The sequence below is a fragment of the Sphingomicrobium arenosum genome (assembly GCF_026157085.1).
Taxonomy (GTDB): domain Bacteria; phylum Pseudomonadota; class Alphaproteobacteria; order Sphingomonadales; family Sphingomonadaceae; genus Sphingomicrobium; species Sphingomicrobium arenosum.
Genome location: NZ_JANPVN010000001.1, coordinates 2,453,153 through 2,471,437 on the forward strand (window position 1 = coordinate 2,453,153; position 18,285 = coordinate 2,471,437).

Annotated in this window: 20 protein-coding genes and 1 tRNA gene; 12 read left to right on the top strand and 9 right to left on the bottom strand. The window is 66.0% G+C overall.

Going from position 1 to position 18,285, the window contains the following annotated elements:
* Positions 1-22 precede the first annotated feature (22 nt).
* The 10 genes from NUW51_RS12245 to NUW51_RS12290 are packed head-to-tail and all read left to right on the top strand — an operon-like array spanning position 23 to position 7,592.
* Positions 23-517 (top strand): phage tail protein, encoded by a 495-nt coding sequence (locus NUW51_RS12245; protein ID WP_265587796.1) that lies wholly within the window; start codon positions 23-25, stop codon positions 515-517.
* 42 nt (positions 518-559) lie between these two features.
* Positions 560-1,666 (top strand): S-(hydroxymethyl)glutathione dehydrogenase/class III alcohol dehydrogenase, encoded by a 1,107-nt coding sequence (locus NUW51_RS12250; RefSeq protein ID WP_265587797.1) that lies wholly within the window; start codon positions 560-562, stop codon positions 1,664-1,666.
* Complete coding sequence (locus tag NUW51_RS12255; protein WP_265587798.1) at positions 1,666-2,019, top strand: cupin domain-containing protein; 354 nt, start codon at positions 1,666-1,668, stop codon at positions 2,017-2,019. Before NUW51_RS12250 ends, NUW51_RS12255 begins: the two co-directional genes overlap by 1 nt.
* Positions 2,020-2,033: 14 nt before the next feature.
* Positions 2,034-2,423: a VOC family protein gene (locus NUW51_RS12260; RefSeq protein WP_265587799.1), complete on the top strand. Its 390-nt coding sequence runs from the start codon at positions 2,034-2,036 to the stop codon at positions 2,421-2,423.
* Positions 2,420-3,832 carry an amidohydrolase family protein gene (locus NUW51_RS12265; protein WP_265587800.1) on the top strand — a complete coding sequence of 471 codons (1,413 nt, stop codon included), beginning with the start codon at positions 2,420-2,422 and terminating at the stop codon, positions 3,830-3,832. Before NUW51_RS12260 ends, NUW51_RS12265 begins: the two co-directional genes overlap by 4 nt.
* Positions 3,829-4,680, top strand: a complete 852-nt coding sequence (gene fghA, locus NUW51_RS12270) for an S-formylglutathione hydrolase (RefSeq protein WP_265587801.1) — start codon at positions 3,829-3,831, stop codon at positions 4,678-4,680. The genes NUW51_RS12265 and fghA overlap by 4 nt, the downstream gene beginning before the upstream one ends.
* Positions 4,677-5,504, top strand: a complete 828-nt coding sequence (locus NUW51_RS12275) for a universal stress protein (protein ID WP_265587802.1) — start codon at positions 4,677-4,679, stop codon at positions 5,502-5,504. Before fghA ends, NUW51_RS12275 begins: the two co-directional genes overlap by 4 nt.
* A gap of 1 nt (position 5,505) precedes the next feature.
* On the top strand, positions 5,506-5,865 hold the full coding sequence (locus NUW51_RS12280; protein ID WP_265587803.1) for a cupin domain-containing protein: 360 nt from the start codon (positions 5,506-5,508) through the stop codon (positions 5,863-5,865).
* A gap of 2 nt (positions 5,866-5,867) precedes the next feature.
* Positions 5,868-6,386, top strand: a complete 519-nt coding sequence (locus tag NUW51_RS12285) for a GNAT family N-acetyltransferase (protein WP_265587804.1) — start codon at positions 5,868-5,870, stop codon at positions 6,384-6,386.
* 45 nt (positions 6,387-6,431) lie between these two features.
* Positions 6,432-7,592, top strand: a complete 1,161-nt coding sequence (locus tag NUW51_RS12290; RefSeq protein WP_265587805.1) for a serine hydrolase domain-containing protein — start codon at positions 6,432-6,434, stop codon at positions 7,590-7,592.
* A 55-nt stretch (positions 7,593-7,647) separates the two neighbouring features.
* Here the strand turns inward: NUW51_RS12290 and NUW51_RS12295 are convergent.
* From NUW51_RS12295 to glpX, 5 genes are all read right to left on the bottom strand, one after another.
* Positions 7,648-7,723: transfer RNA gene (locus tag NUW51_RS12295), tRNA-Glu, on the bottom strand.
* A gap of 65 nt (positions 7,724-7,788) precedes the next feature.
* Complete coding sequence (gene recJ, locus NUW51_RS12300; protein ID WP_265587806.1) at positions 7,789-9,540, bottom strand: single-stranded-DNA-specific exonuclease RecJ; 1,752 nt, start codon at positions 9,538-9,540, stop codon at positions 7,789-7,791.
* Complete coding sequence (locus NUW51_RS12305; protein WP_265587807.1) at positions 9,537-11,132, bottom strand: PH domain-containing protein; 1,596 nt, start codon at positions 11,130-11,132, stop codon at positions 9,537-9,539. The genes recJ and NUW51_RS12305 overlap by 4 nt, the downstream gene beginning before the upstream one ends.
* Positions 11,129-11,665 (bottom strand): PH domain-containing protein, encoded by a 537-nt coding sequence (locus NUW51_RS12310; RefSeq protein ID WP_265587808.1) that lies wholly within the window; start codon positions 11,663-11,665, stop codon positions 11,129-11,131. Before NUW51_RS12310 ends, NUW51_RS12305 begins: the two co-directional genes overlap by 4 nt.
* Before the next feature lie 848 nt (positions 11,666-12,513).
* Entirely contained in the window at positions 12,514-13,491 is a 978-nt protein-coding gene (gene glpX, locus NUW51_RS12315; protein WP_265587809.1) for a class II fructose-bisphosphatase, read from the bottom strand.
* 124 nt (positions 13,492-13,615) lie between these two features.
* Here glpX and NUW51_RS12320 point away from each other — a divergent pair, with 124 nt between their 5' ends.
* Positions 13,616-13,873 carry a hypothetical protein gene (locus NUW51_RS12320; RefSeq protein ID WP_265587810.1) on the top strand — a complete coding sequence of 86 codons (258 nt, stop codon included), beginning with the start codon at positions 13,616-13,618 and terminating at the stop codon, positions 13,871-13,873.
* Here the strand turns inward: NUW51_RS12320 and NUW51_RS12325 are convergent.
* The 3 genes from NUW51_RS12325 to NUW51_RS12335 are packed head-to-tail and all read right to left on the bottom strand — an operon-like array spanning position 13,870 to position 16,210.
* Complete coding sequence (locus NUW51_RS12325; RefSeq protein WP_265587811.1) at positions 13,870-14,349, bottom strand: DUF2721 domain-containing protein; 480 nt, start codon at positions 14,347-14,349, stop codon at positions 13,870-13,872. The two genes, NUW51_RS12320 and NUW51_RS12325, sit on opposite strands and share 4 nt — an antisense overlap.
* The gene (locus NUW51_RS12330) at positions 14,346-15,518 is read right to left on the bottom strand and encodes an LL-diaminopimelate aminotransferase (protein ID WP_265587812.1); all 1,173 of its coding nucleotides are present in this window, start codon (positions 15,516-15,518) and stop codon (positions 14,346-14,348) included. The genes NUW51_RS12325 and NUW51_RS12330 overlap by 4 nt, the downstream gene beginning before the upstream one ends.
* 56 nt (positions 15,519-15,574) lie before the next feature.
* Positions 15,575-16,210 (bottom strand): trimeric intracellular cation channel family protein, encoded by a 636-nt coding sequence (locus NUW51_RS12335; RefSeq protein ID WP_407696358.1) that lies wholly within the window; start codon positions 16,208-16,210, stop codon positions 15,575-15,577.
* Between the two features lie 114 nt (positions 16,211-16,324).
* Here NUW51_RS12335 and NUW51_RS12340 point away from each other — a divergent pair, with 114 nt between their 5' ends.
* Positions 16,325-18,049, top strand: coding sequence for a PHA/PHB synthase family protein (locus tag NUW51_RS12340; RefSeq protein WP_265587813.1), 1,725 nt, complete (start codon positions 16,325-16,327; stop codon positions 18,047-18,049).
* Here the strand turns inward: NUW51_RS12340 and NUW51_RS12345 are convergent.
* Positions 18,046-18,264: a hypothetical protein gene (locus tag NUW51_RS12345; protein WP_265587814.1), complete on the bottom strand. Its 219-nt coding sequence runs from the start codon at positions 18,262-18,264 to the stop codon at positions 18,046-18,048. The genes NUW51_RS12340 and NUW51_RS12345 overlap by 4 nt on opposite strands.
* Positions 18,265-18,285: the final 21 nt, after the last annotated feature.

Below are 18,285 nucleotides of genomic sequence, written 5' to 3' on the forward strand. Positions count from 1 at the left end.
GAGGGCGAACAGAGGGAGAAGCATGATGGGCTATGCAAGGATGACGATTGCGGGCGCGGCGATGATGGCGGGCGCGGCGGCACTGCCGGCACCGGCGGCGGCGCAGGAAGCCTTTATCGGCGAGGTACGGACCGTCGGGTTCAACTGGTGCCCGCGCGGCTGGGCGCGGATGGACGGGCAATTGTTGCCGATCAACCAGAACCAGGCGCTCTTCTCGCTGCTCGGCACGACCTATGGCGGCGACGGGCGCACGACCTTCGCGCTGCCCGACATGCGCGGGCGGGTCGCGCTGCACCAGGGCAATGGCCCGGGGCTGCAGAACCGTCCGATCGGACAGACCGGCGGGCTCGAGGAGACGATCCGTCCCGGCGTGCCGGTGCGCGAGGGGCGCGAGCGACCCAATCGCCCTGCCCAGAGCGAGGAAGCGGCGAGCCCCGAGGCGATGAACAACATGCCGCCCTATGTGGTGCTCAACTGGTGCATCGCGCTGCAGGGCATCTATCCGTCGCGTAGCTAGGCGACGGCGCGCCCCACCACCACCCCACCAGGAGAGACTTTCGTGAAAACCCGTGCCGCCGTGGCCTTTGCCGAAAAACAGCCGCTCGAAGTGGTCGAGCTCGATCTCGAGGGACCCAAGCAAGGCGAGGTCCTCGTCGAGATCATGGCGACGGGCATTTGCCACACCGACGCCTATACGTTGGACGGGTTTGACAGCGAGGGGCTGTTCCCCTGCGTGCTCGGGCATGAAGGCGCCGGGGTGGTGCGCGAGGTCGGGCCGGGGGTCACGCTGGTGAAGCCCGGCGACCATGTCATCCCGCTCTACATCCCCGAATGCGGCAAGTGCAAGATGTGCACGAGCGGCAAGACCAACTTGTGCGAGGCGCTGCGTGCGACGCAGGGGCGCGGGGTCATGCCCGACGGGACCAGCAGGTTTTCGTACAAGGGCGAGACGATCTACCATTATATGGGCTGCTCGACCTTTTCGAATTTTACCGTGCTGCCCGAGATCGCGGTGGCGAAGATCGACGCATCAGCGCCCTTCGACAAGGCCTGCTATGTCGGCTGCGGGGTGACGACGGGGATCGGCGCGGTGCTCAACACCGCCAAGGTCGAGGAAGGATCGAGCGTCGTCGTCTTCGGGCTGGGCGGTATCGGATTGAACGTCATCCAGGGCGCGAAGATGGCGGGCGCGCGGCAGATTGTCGGCATCGACCTCAATGACGAGAAGGAAGAATGGGGCCGCCGCTTCGGCATGACCGACTTCCTCAACCCGACCAAGACGCAAGACCTCGGCAAGGCGATCTACAAGCTGACCGGCGGGGGCGCCGATTACAGCTTCGATGCGACGGGCAATGTCGATGTCATGCGGCAGGCATTGGAATGCTGCCACAAGGGCTGGGGGACGAGCGTCATCATCGGCGTGGCGCCTGCCGGCGCGGAGATTTCAACGCGGCCCTTCCAGCTGGTGACGGGGCGGACGTGGAAGGGGACTGCGTTCGGCGGTGCCAAGGGGCGCAGCGACGTGCCCAAGATCGTCGACTGGTATCTGAACGGCAAGATCGAGATCGACCCGATGATCACGCATGTCCTGACCCTGGACGAGATCAACAAGGGGTTCGACCTCATGCATGAGGGCAAGTCGATCCGCAGCGTGGTGGTCTATTGATGCCGAAGGCGGTCGATCTGGCGCAGAAATATGCGACCTTCACCGAGACATGGGCGCCGCGCATCGTCGGGCGCTATGAAGGGCATGAAGTGCGCATCGCGCGCCTCGACGGCGAATTCGACTGGCACCGCCACGACCATGAAGAACTGTTCTTCGTGATCGAGGGCGAATTGGAAGTCGCCTTTCGTGATCACGTCGAGGTGATGCAGCCGGGCCAGTTGCTGGTCATTCCGGCCCGGACCGATCATCGTCCGGCCGCGCGCCATGGCGAGGTCAAGCTCATGATGATGGACCCGGCGGGATCCCCCAACACCGGCGATGAAGCCACCGCCACCAAGGCGGTCGAAGCCTAGGAGAAAGAGCGAGCATGTTCAGTCACGTGATGGTCGGGGCCGACGACCTCGAGAAATCGAAATTCTTTTATGACGCGCTGTTCGGCGCGATCGGGGGCAGGCCCGGCATGACCGACGACAAGGGGCGGTCGAGCTGGATCCACAACGGGTCGGTGTTCATGCTCGGCAAGCCGATCGACGGCGAACCCGCGAGCTGCGGCAACGGCATGACGATCGGTTTCGCCTGCGAGAGCGAGGCGATGGTCGATGCGTGGCACGAGGCGGGCGTGGGCGCGGGCGGCACCGCGATCGAGGACCCGCCGGGGCTTCGCGACAATCCGTTTGGCGAACTCTATCTCGCCTATCTGCGCGATCCCGCCGGCAACAAGCTGTGCGGTCTCTATCGCAAGCCGCGCCAGAAATGAGGGCGGTTCGCCTCTTCGCGCTGAGCGCGCTGCTCGGCGGTGCGTCCGCTGCGCAAGCCGCGCCGCAGCTGCTCGACGGTGCCACCATCATCGATGGCCGCGGCGGCGTGATCGAGGATGGCGTGATCGTCGTCGAGGAGGGGCGCATCGCCTGTGTCGGGGCGCGCGGCGCGTGCGACGGTGCGGGGGCCGAGGTCGTGGACGTCGCAGGACGGTTCGTGACGCCGGGGCTGATCGACGGGCACGTGCATTTCGATCAGACGGGCTGGATCGACGGGCGGCCGGACGGCATGGCCTTTCCCGAAACCTACCCCGAAGAAGAGACGCAGGCGGCGCTGCGCGCCAACCCGGCGCGCTGGCACCAGGCCTATCTGTGTTCGGGCATTACCGCGGCCTATGATGTCGGCGGGCGACCGTGGACGGTGAGCGAGACCGAGGGGCGCGAGCCCTTGCGTGCCGACCGGGTGCATCTGCGCTCGGCGGGGCCGCTCATCACCCATGCGGACGTGGGCGAGCAATCGGCCGAGCAGCCCATCTTCCTTGCCATGGACGATGAGGCCACGGTGCGTGCCGGGGTGGCGCGGCTCAAGTCGATCGGGGCCGACGCGGTCAAGGTTTGGTTTCTTGGGCCCCAGCCCGATCGGGCGGAAGAGCTGCGCGAGCTGCTGATGGTCGCGGGCGAGGCGGCGCGGGAGGCGGGCCTGCCGCTCATCGTTCATGCGACCGATCTCGAGGATGCCAAGGCGGCGCTTCGCGCGGGCGCGACCATGCTGGTGCATAGCGTCGACGATACGCCGGTCGATGCGGAATTCCTCGATCTCCTGACGCGGCAGGGCAGCTTTTATGCCCCGACGATGGTCGTGGCGCGCAATTGGGGGCGGACCATCGAGACCATCGCCTTTGGCGAGGCGGCCGAGGTCGATGATCCCAATCGCTGCGTCGACGAGGCGCTGCTGGCGCGGATCGCGGAGGTCGAGACGCTGCGCGCCGAACGCGGCGAGGACCGCCTGCCCAAGGCCAAGCGGCTGGCCGAGCGCGCTTATGCGCATGGCTATGCGCGGGCGATGATGGAGGCCAATCTGCGCGCGGTGCAGGCGGCGGGCGGGCGGATCGTCCTGTCGACCGATGCGGGCAATCCGCTCACCGTCCATGGCCCCTCGATCCTGTGGGAGATGGAGGCGATGGAAGCCGCCGGGCTCGCGCCGATTGCAATCATCGAGGCCGGCACGCGCGTGGCGGCGGAGGCGATGCGGATGGAAGCGGAGATCGGCACGCTGGAGCCGGGCAAGGTCGCCGACCTTCTCGTCCTTTCCGAGGATCCCCGCGAGGGGGTAAGAGCGTTTCGTTCGCTCACCCATGTCATGCGCGCAGGCGTGCTGAAGACGCAGGAGGAATATCAGGTCCGATGAGCCTCGAGACGATCGACAGCTGGGTCAGCCATGGCGGCCGCCAAGGGGTCTATGCCCATCCCAGCAGCGCGACCGGGACGAACATGACCTTTTCGGTCTTCGTTCCGCCGCACCGCGAGGGTACGCGCCTGCCGGTGCTCTTCTATCTCTCGGGGCTGACCTGCACCCATACCAATGTCACCGAGAAGGGCGAATTTCGCGAGGCCTGCGCCAAGGCGGGGATCGTCTTTGTCGCGCCCGATACGAGCCCGCGCGGCGAAGGGGTACCCGACGACAATAAGGGGCATTGGGATTTCGGGCTGGGCGCGGGCTTCTATGTCGATGCGACGCAAAAGCCCTATGACCGCCATTACCGGATGTGGACCTATGTCACCGAGGAACTGCCCGCGTTCGTCGCCGAACATTTCCCGGTCGACCTCGCCGCGGCCTCGATCATGGGGCATTCGATGGGCGGGCATGGCGCGCTGGTCGCCGCCTTGCGCGAACCGGGCAAGTGGCGCTCGGTCTCCGCGCTCGCACCGATCGTCCATCCGATGAAGGTGCCGTGGGGCAAGAAGGCGTTCGAACTCTATCTCGGCGAGGACGAGCAGGACTGGCGCGCCTATGACGCGGTGGCGCTGATCGAGGACGGGGCGCGGCGCGGCGAAATGCTCGTCGATGTCGGCACCGAGGACCCGTTCCTGCACGACCAGCTCTGTCCCGAAGCGCTCGAGGCGGCCTGCGGAGGCGCTGGAATAGCGCTTAACCTCAGGCGGCAGTCGGGCTACGACCACAGCTATTATTTCATCTCCAGTTTCATGGCCGACCATGTCGGCTGGCACGCACAGCGTTTGAAAGGCTCCGCATGAAAACCATCCTCCTCCACGTCCAGGCCGACCCCGCGGTGGCCAAGCGGGTCGAGACGGCGCTTGCCATCGCGCGGGCGGTGAGCGCGCATCTCGAAGTGCTGCACGTCACCTCGGCCGATGCGGCGGCGGTGTTCGAGAGCTTCGGCGGGATCGATCCCGACCGCTCGGCCGAACGCGCCTTCGATGCGGGCGAGGATGCGCTGGAGGCGGCAGTGAAGGCCGAACTGGCGAACGAGGACGTGAGCTGGAATTACGTCCGCGTCACCGGCTCGACGGCGGGGCAGATCGTCACCAAGGCGGCGCTCGCCGATCTCATCGTGGCGGGCCGCATACCGCGCAACGGCGACAGCGCGAGCAGCGCGATCACGGTTCTGGGCGATGTGCTGATGAACAGCGTGTCGCCCGTGTTCCTGCGCGGCGACGAGCATGACTGTTTCGATCCCAAGGGGGTGTGCGTGATCGGCTGGGACGGCAGCTTCGAGGTCGCCAATGCGGTGCGCGGCGGGGTGGAATTGATCGCGCAGGCGACCGAGGTGCATGTCGTGCGCGTGACCGAGCGCGGCGAGGAAGTGCCCGCGGGGCTCTATCCCGTCACCGACGTGCTCGAATATCTCAGCCGCAACGGGGTGAAGGCGGAATATTCGCGCATCGCCGAAGTCGATCGCAAGGTGTCGACCGCGCTCTTGCAATTCGCTGAAGAGAAGGGCGCCGGGCTGCTGGTGGTCGGCGGGTACGGCAGCTCGCGGCTCGGCGAGAAATTGTTCGGCGGGGTGACGCACAGCCTGCTCAAGAACTGCCCCATCGGATTGATGGTCGCGCATTAGGATGCTGACACTGCTGGGAATCATCGCGGCGCACCCGGTCGCCGCACCCGACGCCTTGCCCGATCCGCTCGAGGCGGGGTGGCAGGGCGACAAGGTGTGCGAGGCGCTGCACGAGGATGCGCACCAGCGGGTGCTGCGCTGCACCTTTGCGCCGGGCGTCGGGCATGAGCGACATTATCATGCGCGGCACTTCGGCTATGCCCTGTCGGGCGGCACGATGCGGATCACCGATGATAAGGGAACGCGCGAGGTCGAGCTGGCGACGGGGAGCAGCTATGCGAGCGAGGGCACGCGCTGGCACGAGGTGGTCAATGTCGGTGAGACGGTGGTGACTTATCTGATCGTGGAGCCGAAGGGTTAGGAATGAGCGAGGGTAATGAGGTGCGGTTTCGCGCGCCCGAGGCCGAGGATATCGAGCAACTTTCGGCGCTCGGCGCCGAGACGTTTCGTGAGAGCCATGGCGACCAATATACGGCGGAGGATCTCGACGCCTTCGTGTCGCAGGTGTTCGACGCGGACGCGGTGCGCGGCGAGTGGGAGGACGAGCGCTATCGCTTCCAGGTCGCGACCCGAGACGAGGATTTCATCGGCTATTGTAAGCTGGGGCCGCCGTCGGGTGATTTCGACTGCGATGTCGAATTGAAACAGATTTTCGTGCGCCGCGCGGCTTATGGGAGCGGCGCGGGTGCGGGGCTGATGGACTGGGCGCTGGGAGAAGCGCGGGCGCAAGGGATCGAGCGACTGGGCCTCAGTGTCTGGGAAGGCAATGGCCGCGCCATGCGCTTTTACGAGAAGCATGGGTTCGAGCGGTCGGGCACGATCGATTTTACCGTGGGCGAGAAGGTCGAGACCGATCTGGTGATGATCCGCAGGTTCGACTGAGGTTCGATTGTTTCGGTGATCGAGCAAAGTGAAAGGCATTTCGACATGACGAAGACGATGGCACTCCTGGCAAGCGCACTCTTGTTGAGCGGCTGCGCGACCGTGGCCGAGGAGACGGCGACGACGTCGCCCGGGGCCATGCTCGAGCAGATGGTACCGCAGCTTATTGCCGACGAGAAGGTCGCGGGGATCGGCATCGCGATGATCGAGGACGGCAAGGTTCGAGACAGCTGGTATTTCGGCGAGCAGGAGCCGGGGCGGCCGGTCGATGCGAAGACCGTCTTCAACACGGCCTCGGTGGCCAAGACGGTGATCTCGGAACTCTATATCGATCTCGACGATCGGCAGTATATCGATCTCGATGCACCGATCGCCGAGCGCATTTCGCACGACGATCTGGCAGGCGATCCGCGCTTTGCCGCGCTGACGCCGCGTATCCTGTTGGCGCACACCTCTGGGCTGCGCAATTGGCCGCACCAATATGAGGACGGCAAGCTGGCCTTCGACTTCGCGCCGGGAGAAAAGTTCGGCTATTCGGGCGCGGGGATCGAGATGGCGGCGCAATATGCGGCCGCCTCGCTCGGGGCGACCTATCGCGACCTGGCGTGGGAATATGTACTGGGTCCTGCCGACGTGGAGCAGATGTCCCTGGGCGCGATCGAGCCGTGGATGGAGGGGCATCTGGCCCGGCCGATGGGTTATGACGGGCAATGGAGTTCGATCGCCGAGACCAATTCGAACCTGTCGAGCGGCCAATCGGACAGCGCGGCCGACGATCTGCTCGTCACGGTGCCGGCTTACGGGCGCTTCCTCGAATGGGTGATCGCGGACCGCGAGAATCACGCCATGCGGCGCGACATCCGTTCTTCGGTGCTCGACGAGGGAAATTATCGCTGCCGCGAGGAAGTGACGGCGGTGTGCCCGCAGGCGGCGGGGCATTCGCTGGGCTGGCAGGTCAACAATTATGGGAACCATGACGTCGTCTTCCACAGCGGGAGCGACAGCGGTGAGAATGCGCTCGTCTATTTCTCGCCCGATACGCGCGATGGCGCGGTGATCTTCGTCAACGGGGCGAACGGGTGGGTGCCGATGGTCCGGATCGTCGAGGTGCTGGGGCAGGAGCCCGAGTTCGCCGATTACCTGCGCGGCATCATCGCCGACCTCATGAATCGCCCGCTCGAACCGCTGGCATCGACCGACCGTTAAGAGCTGAAAAGCAAAAAGCCGCCCCCGGATGGGAGCGGCTTTTGTTTTCCAAGGATGGTGACCCCTACGGGACTCGAACCCGTGTTTTCGCCGTGAAAGGGCGACGTCCTAGACCGCTAGACGAAGGGGCCACACGCTTGGTGTGGGGGCGCATCTATAAGGGGGGGCGGGACTCGTCAAGCGCCTTTTCGCAGCTTTATGCGCGGGCCGCGTCCTCGAGGTGCATTTCGGCAGCATCGCCGCCGGTCCACTCGTCGCGCTTCATCACGCCGGCGAGCCAGAAACGCTCGTCGGGGCGGGCGTGGAGGAGGGCCTGGCCCCAGGCGGTGTCGGCGGCGCGAAAGGCGATGGCCTTGAAGCCGCGCTGGTCATCGCCCACGGCGCGGAGGCGAACATGGCCGTTGCCGACGACGCCGACATTGAGAAGGCGGACGGGGCCGACCGCGACGCGCGGGGCGGGCCAGCCCGCGCCATAGGGCCCGGCGGCCTCGATGCGGTCGCACAGCGCGCCGGCGACGCCCCCCGCAGCCAGCATGGCGTCGATGACCAGCGCACGGCCCGCGCGCGCCGTCTCGACGTCGGCGGCGAGGCGATCCGACAGGAAGGCGTGGAGCGCGCCCGTGCCGTCGGGAGCGAGCGTGACGCCCGCCGCCATGGCATGGCCGCCGCCTGCCACCAGCAGCCCCGAATCACGCGCGGCGAGGATGGCGACGCCAAGGTCGACGCCCGAGATGGAGCGGCCCGAGCCCTTGCCCATGCCATCCTCGTCCACGCCGATGACGATGGCGGGGCGGGCGAAGCGTTCCTTCAGGCGGCTGGCGACGATGCCGACGACGCCGGGGTGCCAGCCTGCGCCCGCGACGCAAATGACGGGGCTGTCGCCCTGCGCCTCGGCAGCCTCGAGCGCGGCCTCGGTGACGGCGGCCTCGATGGCGCGGCGTTCCTCGTTGTAGCGGTCGAGGCGGGCGGCGATTTCCTCGGCCTCGGCCTCGTCCTCGGTGGTGAGGAGGCGAACGCCGAGGTCGGCCTCGCCGACGCGGCCGCCCGCGTTGATGCGGGGCCCCAAGGCAAAGCCGAGGTCGCGCGCGGCGGGGGCCTTCTTCAATCCGGCGACGCGGGCCAGTGCGGCAAGGCCGATGTTGCGCTGCTGGCCCATGATCTTGAGGCCCTGGGTGACGAAGGCGCGATTGAGGGTCTGGAGCTTGGCGACGTCGGCGACGGTGCCAAGGGCGACGAGGTCGAGCAGCGGCAGGAGGCTGGGCTCGGGCACGCCGTCGACGAAGCGGCCGCGCTTGCGAAGCTCGCGCAGGAGGGCGGCGCCCAAGAGGAAGGCCATGCCGACGGCGGCGAGATGGCCGTGCGCGGCGCCCGTTTCGGTCTCGTCGAGGCGGTTGGGGTTGATGACGCTATGCGCGGTGGGGAGCGTTGCGTCGCATTTGTGATGGTCGCAGACGATGACCTCGAGGCCTGCCTTGGCGGCCTCGTCGAGCGCGGCAAAGGCCTGCGCGCCGCAATCGACGGTGATGCACAGGTCGGCGCCCTGTTCCTTCAGTTTGACGAGCGCGGCGCCCGAGGGGCCGTAGCCCTCCATCAGCCGGTCGGGGATGTAGAGCATGGGCTCGGTCCCGAGCTGCTTGAACAGGCGCGCGAGGAGCGCGGCGCTGGTCGCGCCATCGACGTCATAGTCGCCGAAGACGGCGATGGTTTCCTTTGCCTCGATGGCGTCGGCGAGGCGGGCGGCGGCCTGGTCCATGTCCCGGAAGGAGGAAGGGTCAGGGAGGAAGTCGCGCAGGCGGGGTTCGCGGTGGCGCGGCAGGTCGGCCTCCTCGATCCCGCGGGCGAGGAGCAGCTGGTCGGTGAGGTCGCGCTGGAGATCGTCGCCGCCGCGATAGCGCCAGCGCCACGGCTGGCCCGAGAGGCTCTGGCCAAAGGCGGTTTCGGCGGTCATCGGACGGGCTCCAGCAGGGCATCGCGCAGGGCATAGGCATGGGCGCTGCGCAGGGCCTCGATACGGTGGGCGGAAAAGCCGCTGCCGCCGGCGACGCCGAAGCGCAGGTCGGCGATGCCCAGCCAGCGCTTCCAGAAGGGGCGATAGAGGTCGATCGACTGAATCCGGCCCAAGGGCAGGACGACAAGGCGGCGACGCCACCAGCCGCGGCGGGCGTAGAGCTGGCCGTGCGCGATGCGGTGGCGGCGGTGGCGCCAGTCGATGATGCGAAGCGCGAGCAGGAGCAGCATGATGGCGCCCGCGAGGAGCGCGCTGGTGCCGAGCCAGGGGAGCGGATCGGCGAGCAGGGCCTCGATATTGCCGTCGCGCGAGAGGCGCAGCGCGGTGATGGCGAGGGTGGCGAGGAGGAGGAGGGGGAGCAGGCCGACCGCATAGGCCGCGATGAAGGCGGGGCTGGGGCGGTGCCAGTCCTCGTCATCGTTCGGCAGCGGGGGCCAGTCCATGGCGTGCAGCAGCGCGTCGACCTCCTCGTCGGTGGCGAGGGGGGCGATGGCGTGATCGCCGGCGCCAGTGTCGCGCGCGAGGCTCTGGACGGTCAGCCCCGAGAAGCCGAAGTGGCGGCGCACGGGGCCCGAAGCGAGGATGGCGGCCTGGACGCGCTTCAGCGGCAGGACGACGTCGGTCAGGGTGAAGAGGCCGCGGCGGCGGCGCAGGCCGGTTTCGGTCCGGCTGAGGGTAAAGCCCCAGTCGCGCGGGATGACGCGAACGAACCCGGTGAGAAGGCCGGCAAAGAGCAGGCTGACGACCCCGAAGGCGGCGGTGATGAACTGGTTGGCGAGGACGAGGTCGCGCAAGGGACCGACGCGCTCGAGATTGGAACGCCAGAAATCGGGGTCGAAGGGGTCGAGCCCCATGGCATCGCCATAGGTCTGGGCGATACCGAAGAGCGCGCCGACGATGGCGAGCGAGAAGCTGAACAGCGAGAGCTGGACGAGGCGGCGCGGGGACATGGCGAAGACGGTCGTCTCGGTGGGGGCGTCCTCGGCCGAGAGGTCGGGCGTGCCGGCGGCGGGAGCGGACGCGGCAGCGGCCGGAGGCGCGGCGCGAGCGCCGGCGCGGTGGGCGCGGATGCGGTCGCGCAGCGCCTCGGCGCGGGACAGATGGATCGAATCGAGCACGCCATCCTCGTCCTTGGCGCCCGCCGAGGCACCGGTCTCGAGCTTGACGCGGGCAAGGCCGAGGAGGCGGGCGACGATATTCTGCTCGATATTGACGTCCTGCACCCGGTCGAAGGGGATCGAACGCTGGTTGCGGTTGAGGATGCCCGAGGCGAGGTCGATCTCGTCATCCTCGATCCGGTAGGAGAAGGACAGGAGCCGGAGCGCAATCGAGCCGAGGGTGGCGAGCGTGGCGGCGGCGACGAGCAGCACGGCGATCTCGGTGCGACCCTGCGCGGCGAGGAACAAGGCACCGGCGAGCGCGGCCCAGGCCTGCTTGAGCACGAGCGGAAGCCCGGCGAGCAGGCTCAAGGGGTGGAGACGTTCGCGGCGCGGTGCCTCGGCGATCTCGACCTGTCCCCCCGCCTCGCTCATTGCCAGTCGGTCTTGATCTGGGCGCGGATGGTATCGCGCAGCTCGATGGCGCGGTCGGGCGCGAGACCGGGCAGGGTGACGATGCTGTTGTGGGTACCCGCGGTATGGACGATGAGGCTGGCGGTGCCGACAATCTTGTCGAGGGGGCCGCGGGCCACGTCGAGATGCTGGACGCGGACGAAGGGCACGATGGTGTCGGTGTGGAACAGCCAGCCGCGAACGACGCGCAATTCCTTGTCGCCGAGGCCATAGCCGAGGCGGCGCCAGATGCGCTGCGGCCCGATGAGAATCGCGGCGAGGCTGAGGATGGCGACCACGCCGCTCAGCGCGCCGCGAAAGGGCGCCTCGACGAGGACGAAATTGTCGAGCACCAGCGCGCCGACAAGCAGCGGCAGCCAGGTGATCATCATGCGGATGCGCAGGGCCCAGCGATAGCCCTTCTCGACCGGCGACAGGCCGGCCGGCAACGCGGCGCGATCGGTGTCGAAGGTGGCGGGCAGGTCGGGCTCGGGCGCGACGAGGGTGTCGGTCATGACGCCCATCTTAGCGAAAGATGTGGCGGGAGAAAGTACCCCCCCAAATGATAGGTATGTCACCCGATTCCGTTCTGGAAGACTGCTAACCACGCCGCTTAAGGGCGCTTGAGGCTCACAACACCGAAGGGCTCTCCAAGTTTTGCCAAGTCTATGCTTTGTCCAAGTATGAATGAAATCAGTGCTATCATTACCCAGACACTAAACTGTCCAATTAACCCTGAAGTAGTTTTAGAGAAAAGTCCTAGGCCCGCGAGACTAACGGTTCGCAAACGATTGTATTCAGTTTCGACAGGGCGCAATCTACGACACCAAAAATTAATTAAATGAACGCGAAACTGATAGCCAACCGGTGCTTTGACTTCTATGGATGTTACGCACAAGTAGCTAACGAGACTCTTTAAGTACCTTGGAGTCCTCTCTAATAGAATCGCAGCACTACGAATCCCTCTGTCGAGGAAAACCACGTGGTCGTTCCACCCCCCTAAATTCGATTTCGCTGGGTACAGCAGAACTGAAACGTCTCCGGTAGGTCCCAGCGAAAAAACTAAGGACGCACCAGTCTCAATCGCAAGATCACCATTATATGTTTTCCTAAAGAGCGAGCGGTTGCACAGCGACACCTGTAAACTGAACGTGGAGGTTTCGGATATCTGAAGTCCGTATATCTCAGAAATCTCTCGAGCGATGCTGTCGTGAGCGAAAAAATCTTCGATCGCAGGGGGAGCCTTTTGACAGAACAGTTCAAAATCATATGCCGCTGTCGTTGCGCGACGATGGCCATATGAGAGCCATCCAAGTTCTTTTGGGAGCTTTTTCATTATAAAGGGGACTGTACTGGAAGCTAATCAGGCCACGCCCTTGCGATGTTCGCCCTTGATGTAGCGGACCGTGCCCGAGGAGGCGCGCATGACGATCGATTCGGTTTCGATCGCCCCGCCCTTGCGGCGACGCACGCCGTCGAGGAGCGAGCCTTCGGTGACGCCGGTGGCGGCGAAGATGCAGTCGCCCTTGGCCATGTCCTCGAGCGTGTAGACGCGGTCGAGGTCCTCGATGCCCCAGCGGCGGGCGCGAGCGCGCTCGTCGTCGTTGCGGAACAACAGCTTGCCCTGGATCTGGCCGCCGACGCAGGCGAGCGCGGCGGCAGCGAGGACGCCTTCGGGGGCGCCGCCCGACCCCATGTAGATGTCGATGCCCGTATCCTCATCGGTGGTGGCGATGACGCCCGCGACGTCTCCATCGGGAATGAGCTTGATGCCGCAGCCGAGGCGGCGGAGCTCGCTGATCAGTTCGCGGTGGCGCGGGCGATCGAGGACGCAGGCGTTGATGTCGCCGACCGCGCAGCCCTTGGCGGAGGCGAGACGGGTGATGTTGGTCTCGACATCGTCCTCGAGCGCAATCGTGCCGTCGGGATAGCCCGGGCCGATGGCGATCTTCTGCATATAGACGTCGGGGGCGTTCAGGAGGCAGCCGTGCTCGGCGATGGCGAGGACGGCGAGGGCGTTGGGGCCTGCCTTGGCGGTGATGGTGGTGCCTTCGAGCGGATCGAGCGCGATGTCGATCCTGGGATCCTCGGGGCCGGCGAGGCCGACCTTCTCGCCGATATAGAGCATGGGCGCTTCGTCGCGTTCGCCCTCGCCGATGACGACGGTGCCTTCCATGGGCAGGAGGTTCAATGCGGCGCGCATCGCCTCGACGGCGGCGGCATCGGCGGCCTTTTCATCGCCGCGCCCGACGAGTTTGGCGGCGGCGATGGCGGCGGCCTCGGTCACGCGGACCATTTCGAGGACGAGCACCCGGTCGAGGGCGTTGCTGGCGGTGGTCATGTCTCTTGGCTCCCCTGGCGTTGGCACGCGCGCTTCCCATGGCAAGCCCGGAGGCACTTGTCGAGGCGGGGCGTTCGTGAAAAAAGAGTGGCGGGCCCGATCAGGGTTAATGTGGGGAGCCATCATGTTTCATTGGGTGATGAAGGCGGTCACGATCTTCTTCGCGGTGCTCTATGTCTTCGCGCTGGGGCTCTACGGGATCGTGCGGATGGACCTGTTCAGCCAGGAACAGGCGGACTTGTCGATGGTCATCCTCGAGCCGCTCGGCAAGCCTTGGACCGACTGGTTCACGCAGCAGCTCGACGTGTTCGGCGCGCCCTTCATCAACCTCATCATCCTGGTGCTGATCACGCGGCTCGCGCATCGCCGTCGTCGCGGCTAGTCCTTCATCTCGTCCATCATGACCTGATGTTCCAACAGGTCGCTGGAGACGTGGATCCAGCGGCTGGCGATGCGCGTCTCGACGAGGAAGGTGGCAAAACCGGCGCCGATCGAGATCATCGCCAGCGCGAACAGGATCGAGATGATGTCGTGGACGACGAAGGCGCTCATCTGCGCGGCGAACATCAGGATGACGACAAGGCAGATCAGGACGGCGGCAAGCACGACGAGGCCGATGGCCGCATTGACGAGGCCGATGCGGCGATCGATGGCGCGCAGTTCCTCCTTGATCGATTCATGCTGGTGCCCCGTCGCCTCGAGAAGGATCTGGGCGCGCGAGCGGGCGCGGTCGACGATGCGATGGAGGCGGCCCGCGAGCACGTTGAGGAAGCCGCCGGCGGCAACGAGCAGGAAGACGGGCGCGATGGCGAGCTCGATCGTGTGGCCGAGCGCAGTGACGTCATTGGGATTGATCACTGGTCCATCATCTTCTTGATGCCACGCGCGGCCTGGCGCAGGCGATGTTCGTTCTCGACGAGGGCGAGGCGGACATAGCCTTCGCCTTCCTCGCCGAAGCCGATGCCGGGGGCGAGCGCGACATGGGCGACTTCCATCGCATGCTTGGCAAAGCCGAGGCTGCCCATGCCGCGAAAACGTTCGGGGATGGGGGCCCAGGCGAACATCGACGCCTCGGGCACGGGGATGTCCCAGCCGGCGCGGGCGAAGCTTTCGACCATGACGTCGCGGCGCTTCTTGTAGAGCTGGCGGTTGTGCTCGACGATGTCCTGCGGGCCGTTCAAGGCGGCGACCGCGGCGGCCTGGATGGGGGTGAAGGCGCCATAGTCGAGATAGGATTTCACGCGCTTCAGGGCGGCGATCATCTCGGGGTTGCCGACGGCAAAGCCCATGCGCCAGCCCGCCATCGAATAGGTCTTGGACATGGAGGTGAATTCGACCGCAATGTCGCGCGCCCCGGGGATCTGGAGGATCGAGGGGGTGGGCTGGTCGCCATAATAGATTTCGGCATAGGCAAGGTCGGAGATGACCTTGAGCCCCTCTGACCGGGCGAATTCAACGATGCCGGCATAGAAGTCGAGGCCGACGACCTGCGCGGTGGGGTTGGAGGGGTAGCCGACGACCAATACCTTGGGGCGCGGCACCGAGTAGCGCATCGCTTTCTCGAGCTTGTCGAAGAAGTCGGGGCCGGGCGCGGCGGGGATGGAGCGGATCGCGGCGCCTGCGATGATGAAGCCGAAATGATGGATGGGATAGCTGGGGTTGGGGGTGAGGACGACATCGCCCGGCGCGGTGATCGCCTGCGCAAGGTTGGCGAAGCCTTCCTTGGAACCCAGCGTGACGCAGACCTCGCTGTCGGGATCGAGGCTGACGCCGAAGCGGCGGGCGTAATAGTCGGCCTGTGCCTTGCGAAGGCCCTTGATGCCCGCGCTGGCGGAATAGCGATGGGCGTGAGGGTCGCGCGCGACTTCGCACAATTTGTCGATGACATGTTGGGGCGGGGCGCCGTCGGGATTGCCCATGCCGAGATCGACGATGTCGACGCCCTTCGCGCGCGCTTCGGCCTTCATCCGATTGACTTCGGCAAAGACGTAAGGGGGGAGGCGCTCGATGCGATAATAGTCGGACATGGGCGCGACTTTGCGCCTTATGGTGCGGTGCGGCAACGGGAAAATTGCGCCGCCGCTCAGTCCTTGTAGGCGGGGAGGCTGAGACCGCGCGCGATCGCCGCGCCGCGAAGCGAGAAACCGAGCAGGCCCGCGACCACGGCGGCGAGCAGGAGCGGCACGCCCGCGGTCACCAGCAGCACGAACAGGCCCGAGGCGAAGGCGGCGGCGGTGACGTAGAGTTCGGGGCGCATGAGGATCGAGGGCTCGTTCGCGAGCACGTCGCGGATGATGCCGCCGACGCAGGCGGTCATGATGCCCATGACCACGGCGGGCAACGGCGCGACGCCGTAGCGAAGCGCCTTGGACGCGCCGTAGATGGCATAGGCCGCCAGCCCGAGCGCGTCGAACCAGAGAAGCGGACGTTCCGAATTGCGCAGCGCCTTGATGAACCAGGCAGCAAGCGCGGCGACGATGATGACGATGAGCGTCTCGTTGTGGCGGACCCAGAAGACAGGGGCGCCGATGAGGAGGTCGCGCAAGGTGCCGCCACCGACCCCGGTGACCAGCGCGAAGAAGAAGAAGGTGACGAGCGTCTGCCCCTTCTTGGCGGCGAGCAGCGCGCCCGAGACGGCGAACACCGCGATGCCGATAAAATCGAGCGCGACGAGCGGGCCGGCTTCGATTGGCAGGTCGGGAAGGTCGATGGTTTGGATCTGCACGTCGCTGGTCGTCCGTAAAAGCTGAGCCTGTCGATGGACCGCTCTTCCTGTTATCGCCGTTGAAGCAAAAAGGTTGTTTGGACAAGCGCAGGACGAACGGGAGGTTCCATGGCGGGCGATAGCAAGAGCGGCGACGACATTCCCGGCAGCGATTGGGCGGCGGTGATGGCGCGTACCCAGAAGATGTGGATGGACGCCTGGGCCGAGAGTTTCTCCGGCGCGTCCAAGATGCCGAACATGGGGGTGGCAGCGCCCGGCGAGGCGATGGACCTTGCCCAGCAGGGGGTCGAGGCCTGGGCCAAGGGGCTCGAGGCATGGACCGACATGCTCGGGCGGATGGAGGCGGCGGGCCACCGCGAGGATCGCCGCTTCTCGGCCGCCGAATGGTCCGAAAACCCGCTCTTCGCGAGCATGAAGCAAGGCTATCTGGCGTGGGGCGAACAGATGCTCGGCACGGTCGATGCCGTCGAAGGACTGGACGAGGCCGAGCGCGAGAAATTGCGCTTCGCGACCAAGGAAATGGTCGATGCGATGAGCCCCGCCAATTTCGCGCTGACCAATCCCGAGGTGCTGGCGCGCGCGCAGGAGACGGGCGGCGACAGCCTGGCGCAGGGGATGAGCAATTTCCTCGGCGACCTTGCCGCGGGACAGGTGACGCAGAGCCCCGAGGGCGCGTTCGAACTGGGACGCAACCTCGCGACCACGCCGGGCAAGGTGGTGTTCGAAACCGATCTCTACCAGCTCATCCATTATGCCCCGACAACGGACGCCGTACTGAAGACGCCGGTGATTGTCTTCCCGCCGTGGATCAACCGCTTCTACATCCTCGACCTCACGCCCGAGAAAAGCTTCGTCAAATGGGCGGTGGACGAGGGCGTGAGCCTGTTCATGGTCAGCTGGAAGTCGGCGGACGAGAGTATCGCCGATACGACCATGGAAGATTATGTCGCCGCGCAGGTCGAGGCGATCGACACGGTGCGTGACCTGTTGGGCGTCAAGGACGTGCACACCATCGGCTATTGCGTGGCAGGGACGGTATTGTCGATGACGCTGGCGCTGCTCGCGGCCAAGGGCGCGGCGGACAAGGTGGCTTCGGCCACGCTGTTCACCGCGCAGGTCGATTTCGCGGACGCCGGCGATTTGAAGATGTTCGTCAACGAGGAGACGTTCACGACGCTGGAGCAGCTGGCGGGCGAGACGGGGGTCACCGACGGGCGCGTGCTGGCCGCGACCTTCAACGTGCTGCGAGGGCGCGACCTCGTGTGGAATTACGTCATCAACAACTATCTGATGGGCAAGGACCCGCGGCCGTTCGACCTCTTACATTGGAACGGCGATGTGACGAACCTGCCGGCGCGCTGGCACATCGACTATCTGAAGCGGCTCTATCGCGACAATCTGCTAGTCGATCCGGGGGCGATGAGCGTCGACGGGCATCCCGTCGACCTCACCATGATCGAGACGCCGCTCTATGTGCAGGCGGGCGAGCAGGATCATATCGCACCGCCGCTGAGCGTGTGGAAGATCACCGATCATGTGAAGGGCCCGGTGCGCTTCGTGCTGGCGGGCTCGGGGCATATCGCGGGGGTGGTGAACCCGCCGTCAGCGGGCAAATATCATTATGCGGTGCTGGAGGACGGGGTGCCCGCGCACAGCCTCGCGGCCTTTCGCGAGAAGGCGAAGACGCACCGGGGAAGCTGGTGGCCCGACTGGATCGATTGGCTCAAGAGCCTCGACGGCGAGACCGTCGAGGCCAAGGGCGCTCGAGTCCCTGGCGAGGGTAAGCTCGAGGCGATCGAGGAAGCGCCGGGGCGCTATGTGAAGACGCGCTAGATCCCGCCGAGGAGGACGAGGCGCGCGACCATCAGCAGCGCGATGACCGCGTTGAAGTTGCGGCCGTGGTTCTTGGAGGACAAGGCGCCGATCACGATCCCGACGATGGGGAACATGATCCACAAAAGGTTGGTCCAGCCGAGAAACGGCACCTGCCCGATGATGAGCAGCGGGATGGAGAGGAGGCCGATGAGGATCGAGACGATGTTGAGCATGGTCTCGATATAGGCGGCACC

What these genes read in the sequence shown, in the direction of transcription:
- NUW51_RS12245 (WP_265587796.1), top strand. Translation starts at nt 23, where the DNA reads ATGATGGGCTATGCAAGGATGACGATTGCGGGCGCGGCGATGATGGCG.
- NUW51_RS12255 (WP_265587798.1), top strand. Translation starts at nt 1,666, where the DNA reads ATGCCGAAGGCGGTCGATCTGGCGCAGAAATATGCGACCTTCACCGAG.
- NUW51_RS12260 (WP_265587799.1), top strand. Translation starts at nt 2,034, where the DNA reads ATGTTCAGTCACGTGATGGTCGGGGCCGACGACCTCGAGAAATCGAAA.
- NUW51_RS12265 (WP_265587800.1), top strand. Translation starts at nt 2,420, where the DNA reads ATGAGGGCGGTTCGCCTCTTCGCGCTGAGCGCGCTGCTCGGCGGTGCG.
- fghA (WP_265587801.1), top strand. Translation starts at nt 3,829, where the DNA reads ATGAGCCTCGAGACGATCGACAGCTGGGTCAGCCATGGCGGCCGCCAA.
- NUW51_RS12275 (WP_265587802.1), top strand. Translation starts at nt 4,677, where the DNA reads ATGAAAACCATCCTCCTCCACGTCCAGGCCGACCCCGCGGTGGCCAAG.
- NUW51_RS12280 (WP_265587803.1), top strand. Translation starts at nt 5,506, where the DNA reads ATGCTGACACTGCTGGGAATCATCGCGGCGCACCCGGTCGCCGCACCC.
- NUW51_RS12285 (WP_265587804.1), top strand. Translation starts at nt 5,868, where the DNA reads ATGAGCGAGGGTAATGAGGTGCGGTTTCGCGCGCCCGAGGCCGAGGAT.
- NUW51_RS12290 (WP_265587805.1), top strand. Translation starts at nt 6,432, where the DNA reads ATGACGAAGACGATGGCACTCCTGGCAAGCGCACTCTTGTTGAGCGGC.
- recJ (WP_265587806.1), bottom strand. Translation starts at nt 9,540, where the DNA reads ATGACCGCCGAAACCGCCTTTGGCCAGAGCCTCTCGGGCCAGCCGTGG.
- NUW51_RS12305 (WP_265587807.1), bottom strand. Translation starts at nt 11,132, where the DNA reads ATGAGCGAGGCGGGGGGACAGGTCGAGATCGCCGAGGCACCGCGCCGC.
- NUW51_RS12310 (WP_265587808.1), bottom strand. Translation starts at nt 11,665, where the DNA reads ATGACCGACACCCTCGTCGCGCCCGAGCCCGACCTGCCCGCCACCTTC.
- glpX (WP_265587809.1), bottom strand. Translation starts at nt 13,491, where the DNA reads ATGACCACCGCCAGCAACGCCCTCGACCGGGTGCTCGTCCTCGAAATG.
- NUW51_RS12320 (WP_265587810.1), top strand. Translation starts at nt 13,616, where the DNA reads ATGTTTCATTGGGTGATGAAGGCGGTCACGATCTTCTTCGCGGTGCTC.
- NUW51_RS12330 (WP_265587812.1), bottom strand. Translation starts at nt 15,518, where the DNA reads ATGTCCGACTATTATCGCATCGAGCGCCTCCCCCCTTACGTCTTTGCC.
- NUW51_RS12340 (WP_265587813.1), top strand. Translation starts at nt 16,325, where the DNA reads ATGGCGGGCGATAGCAAGAGCGGCGACGACATTCCCGGCAGCGATTGG.
- NUW51_RS12345 (WP_265587814.1), bottom strand. Translation starts at nt 18,264, where the DNA reads ATGCTCAACATCGTCTCGATCCTCATCGGCCTCCTCTCCATCCCGCTG.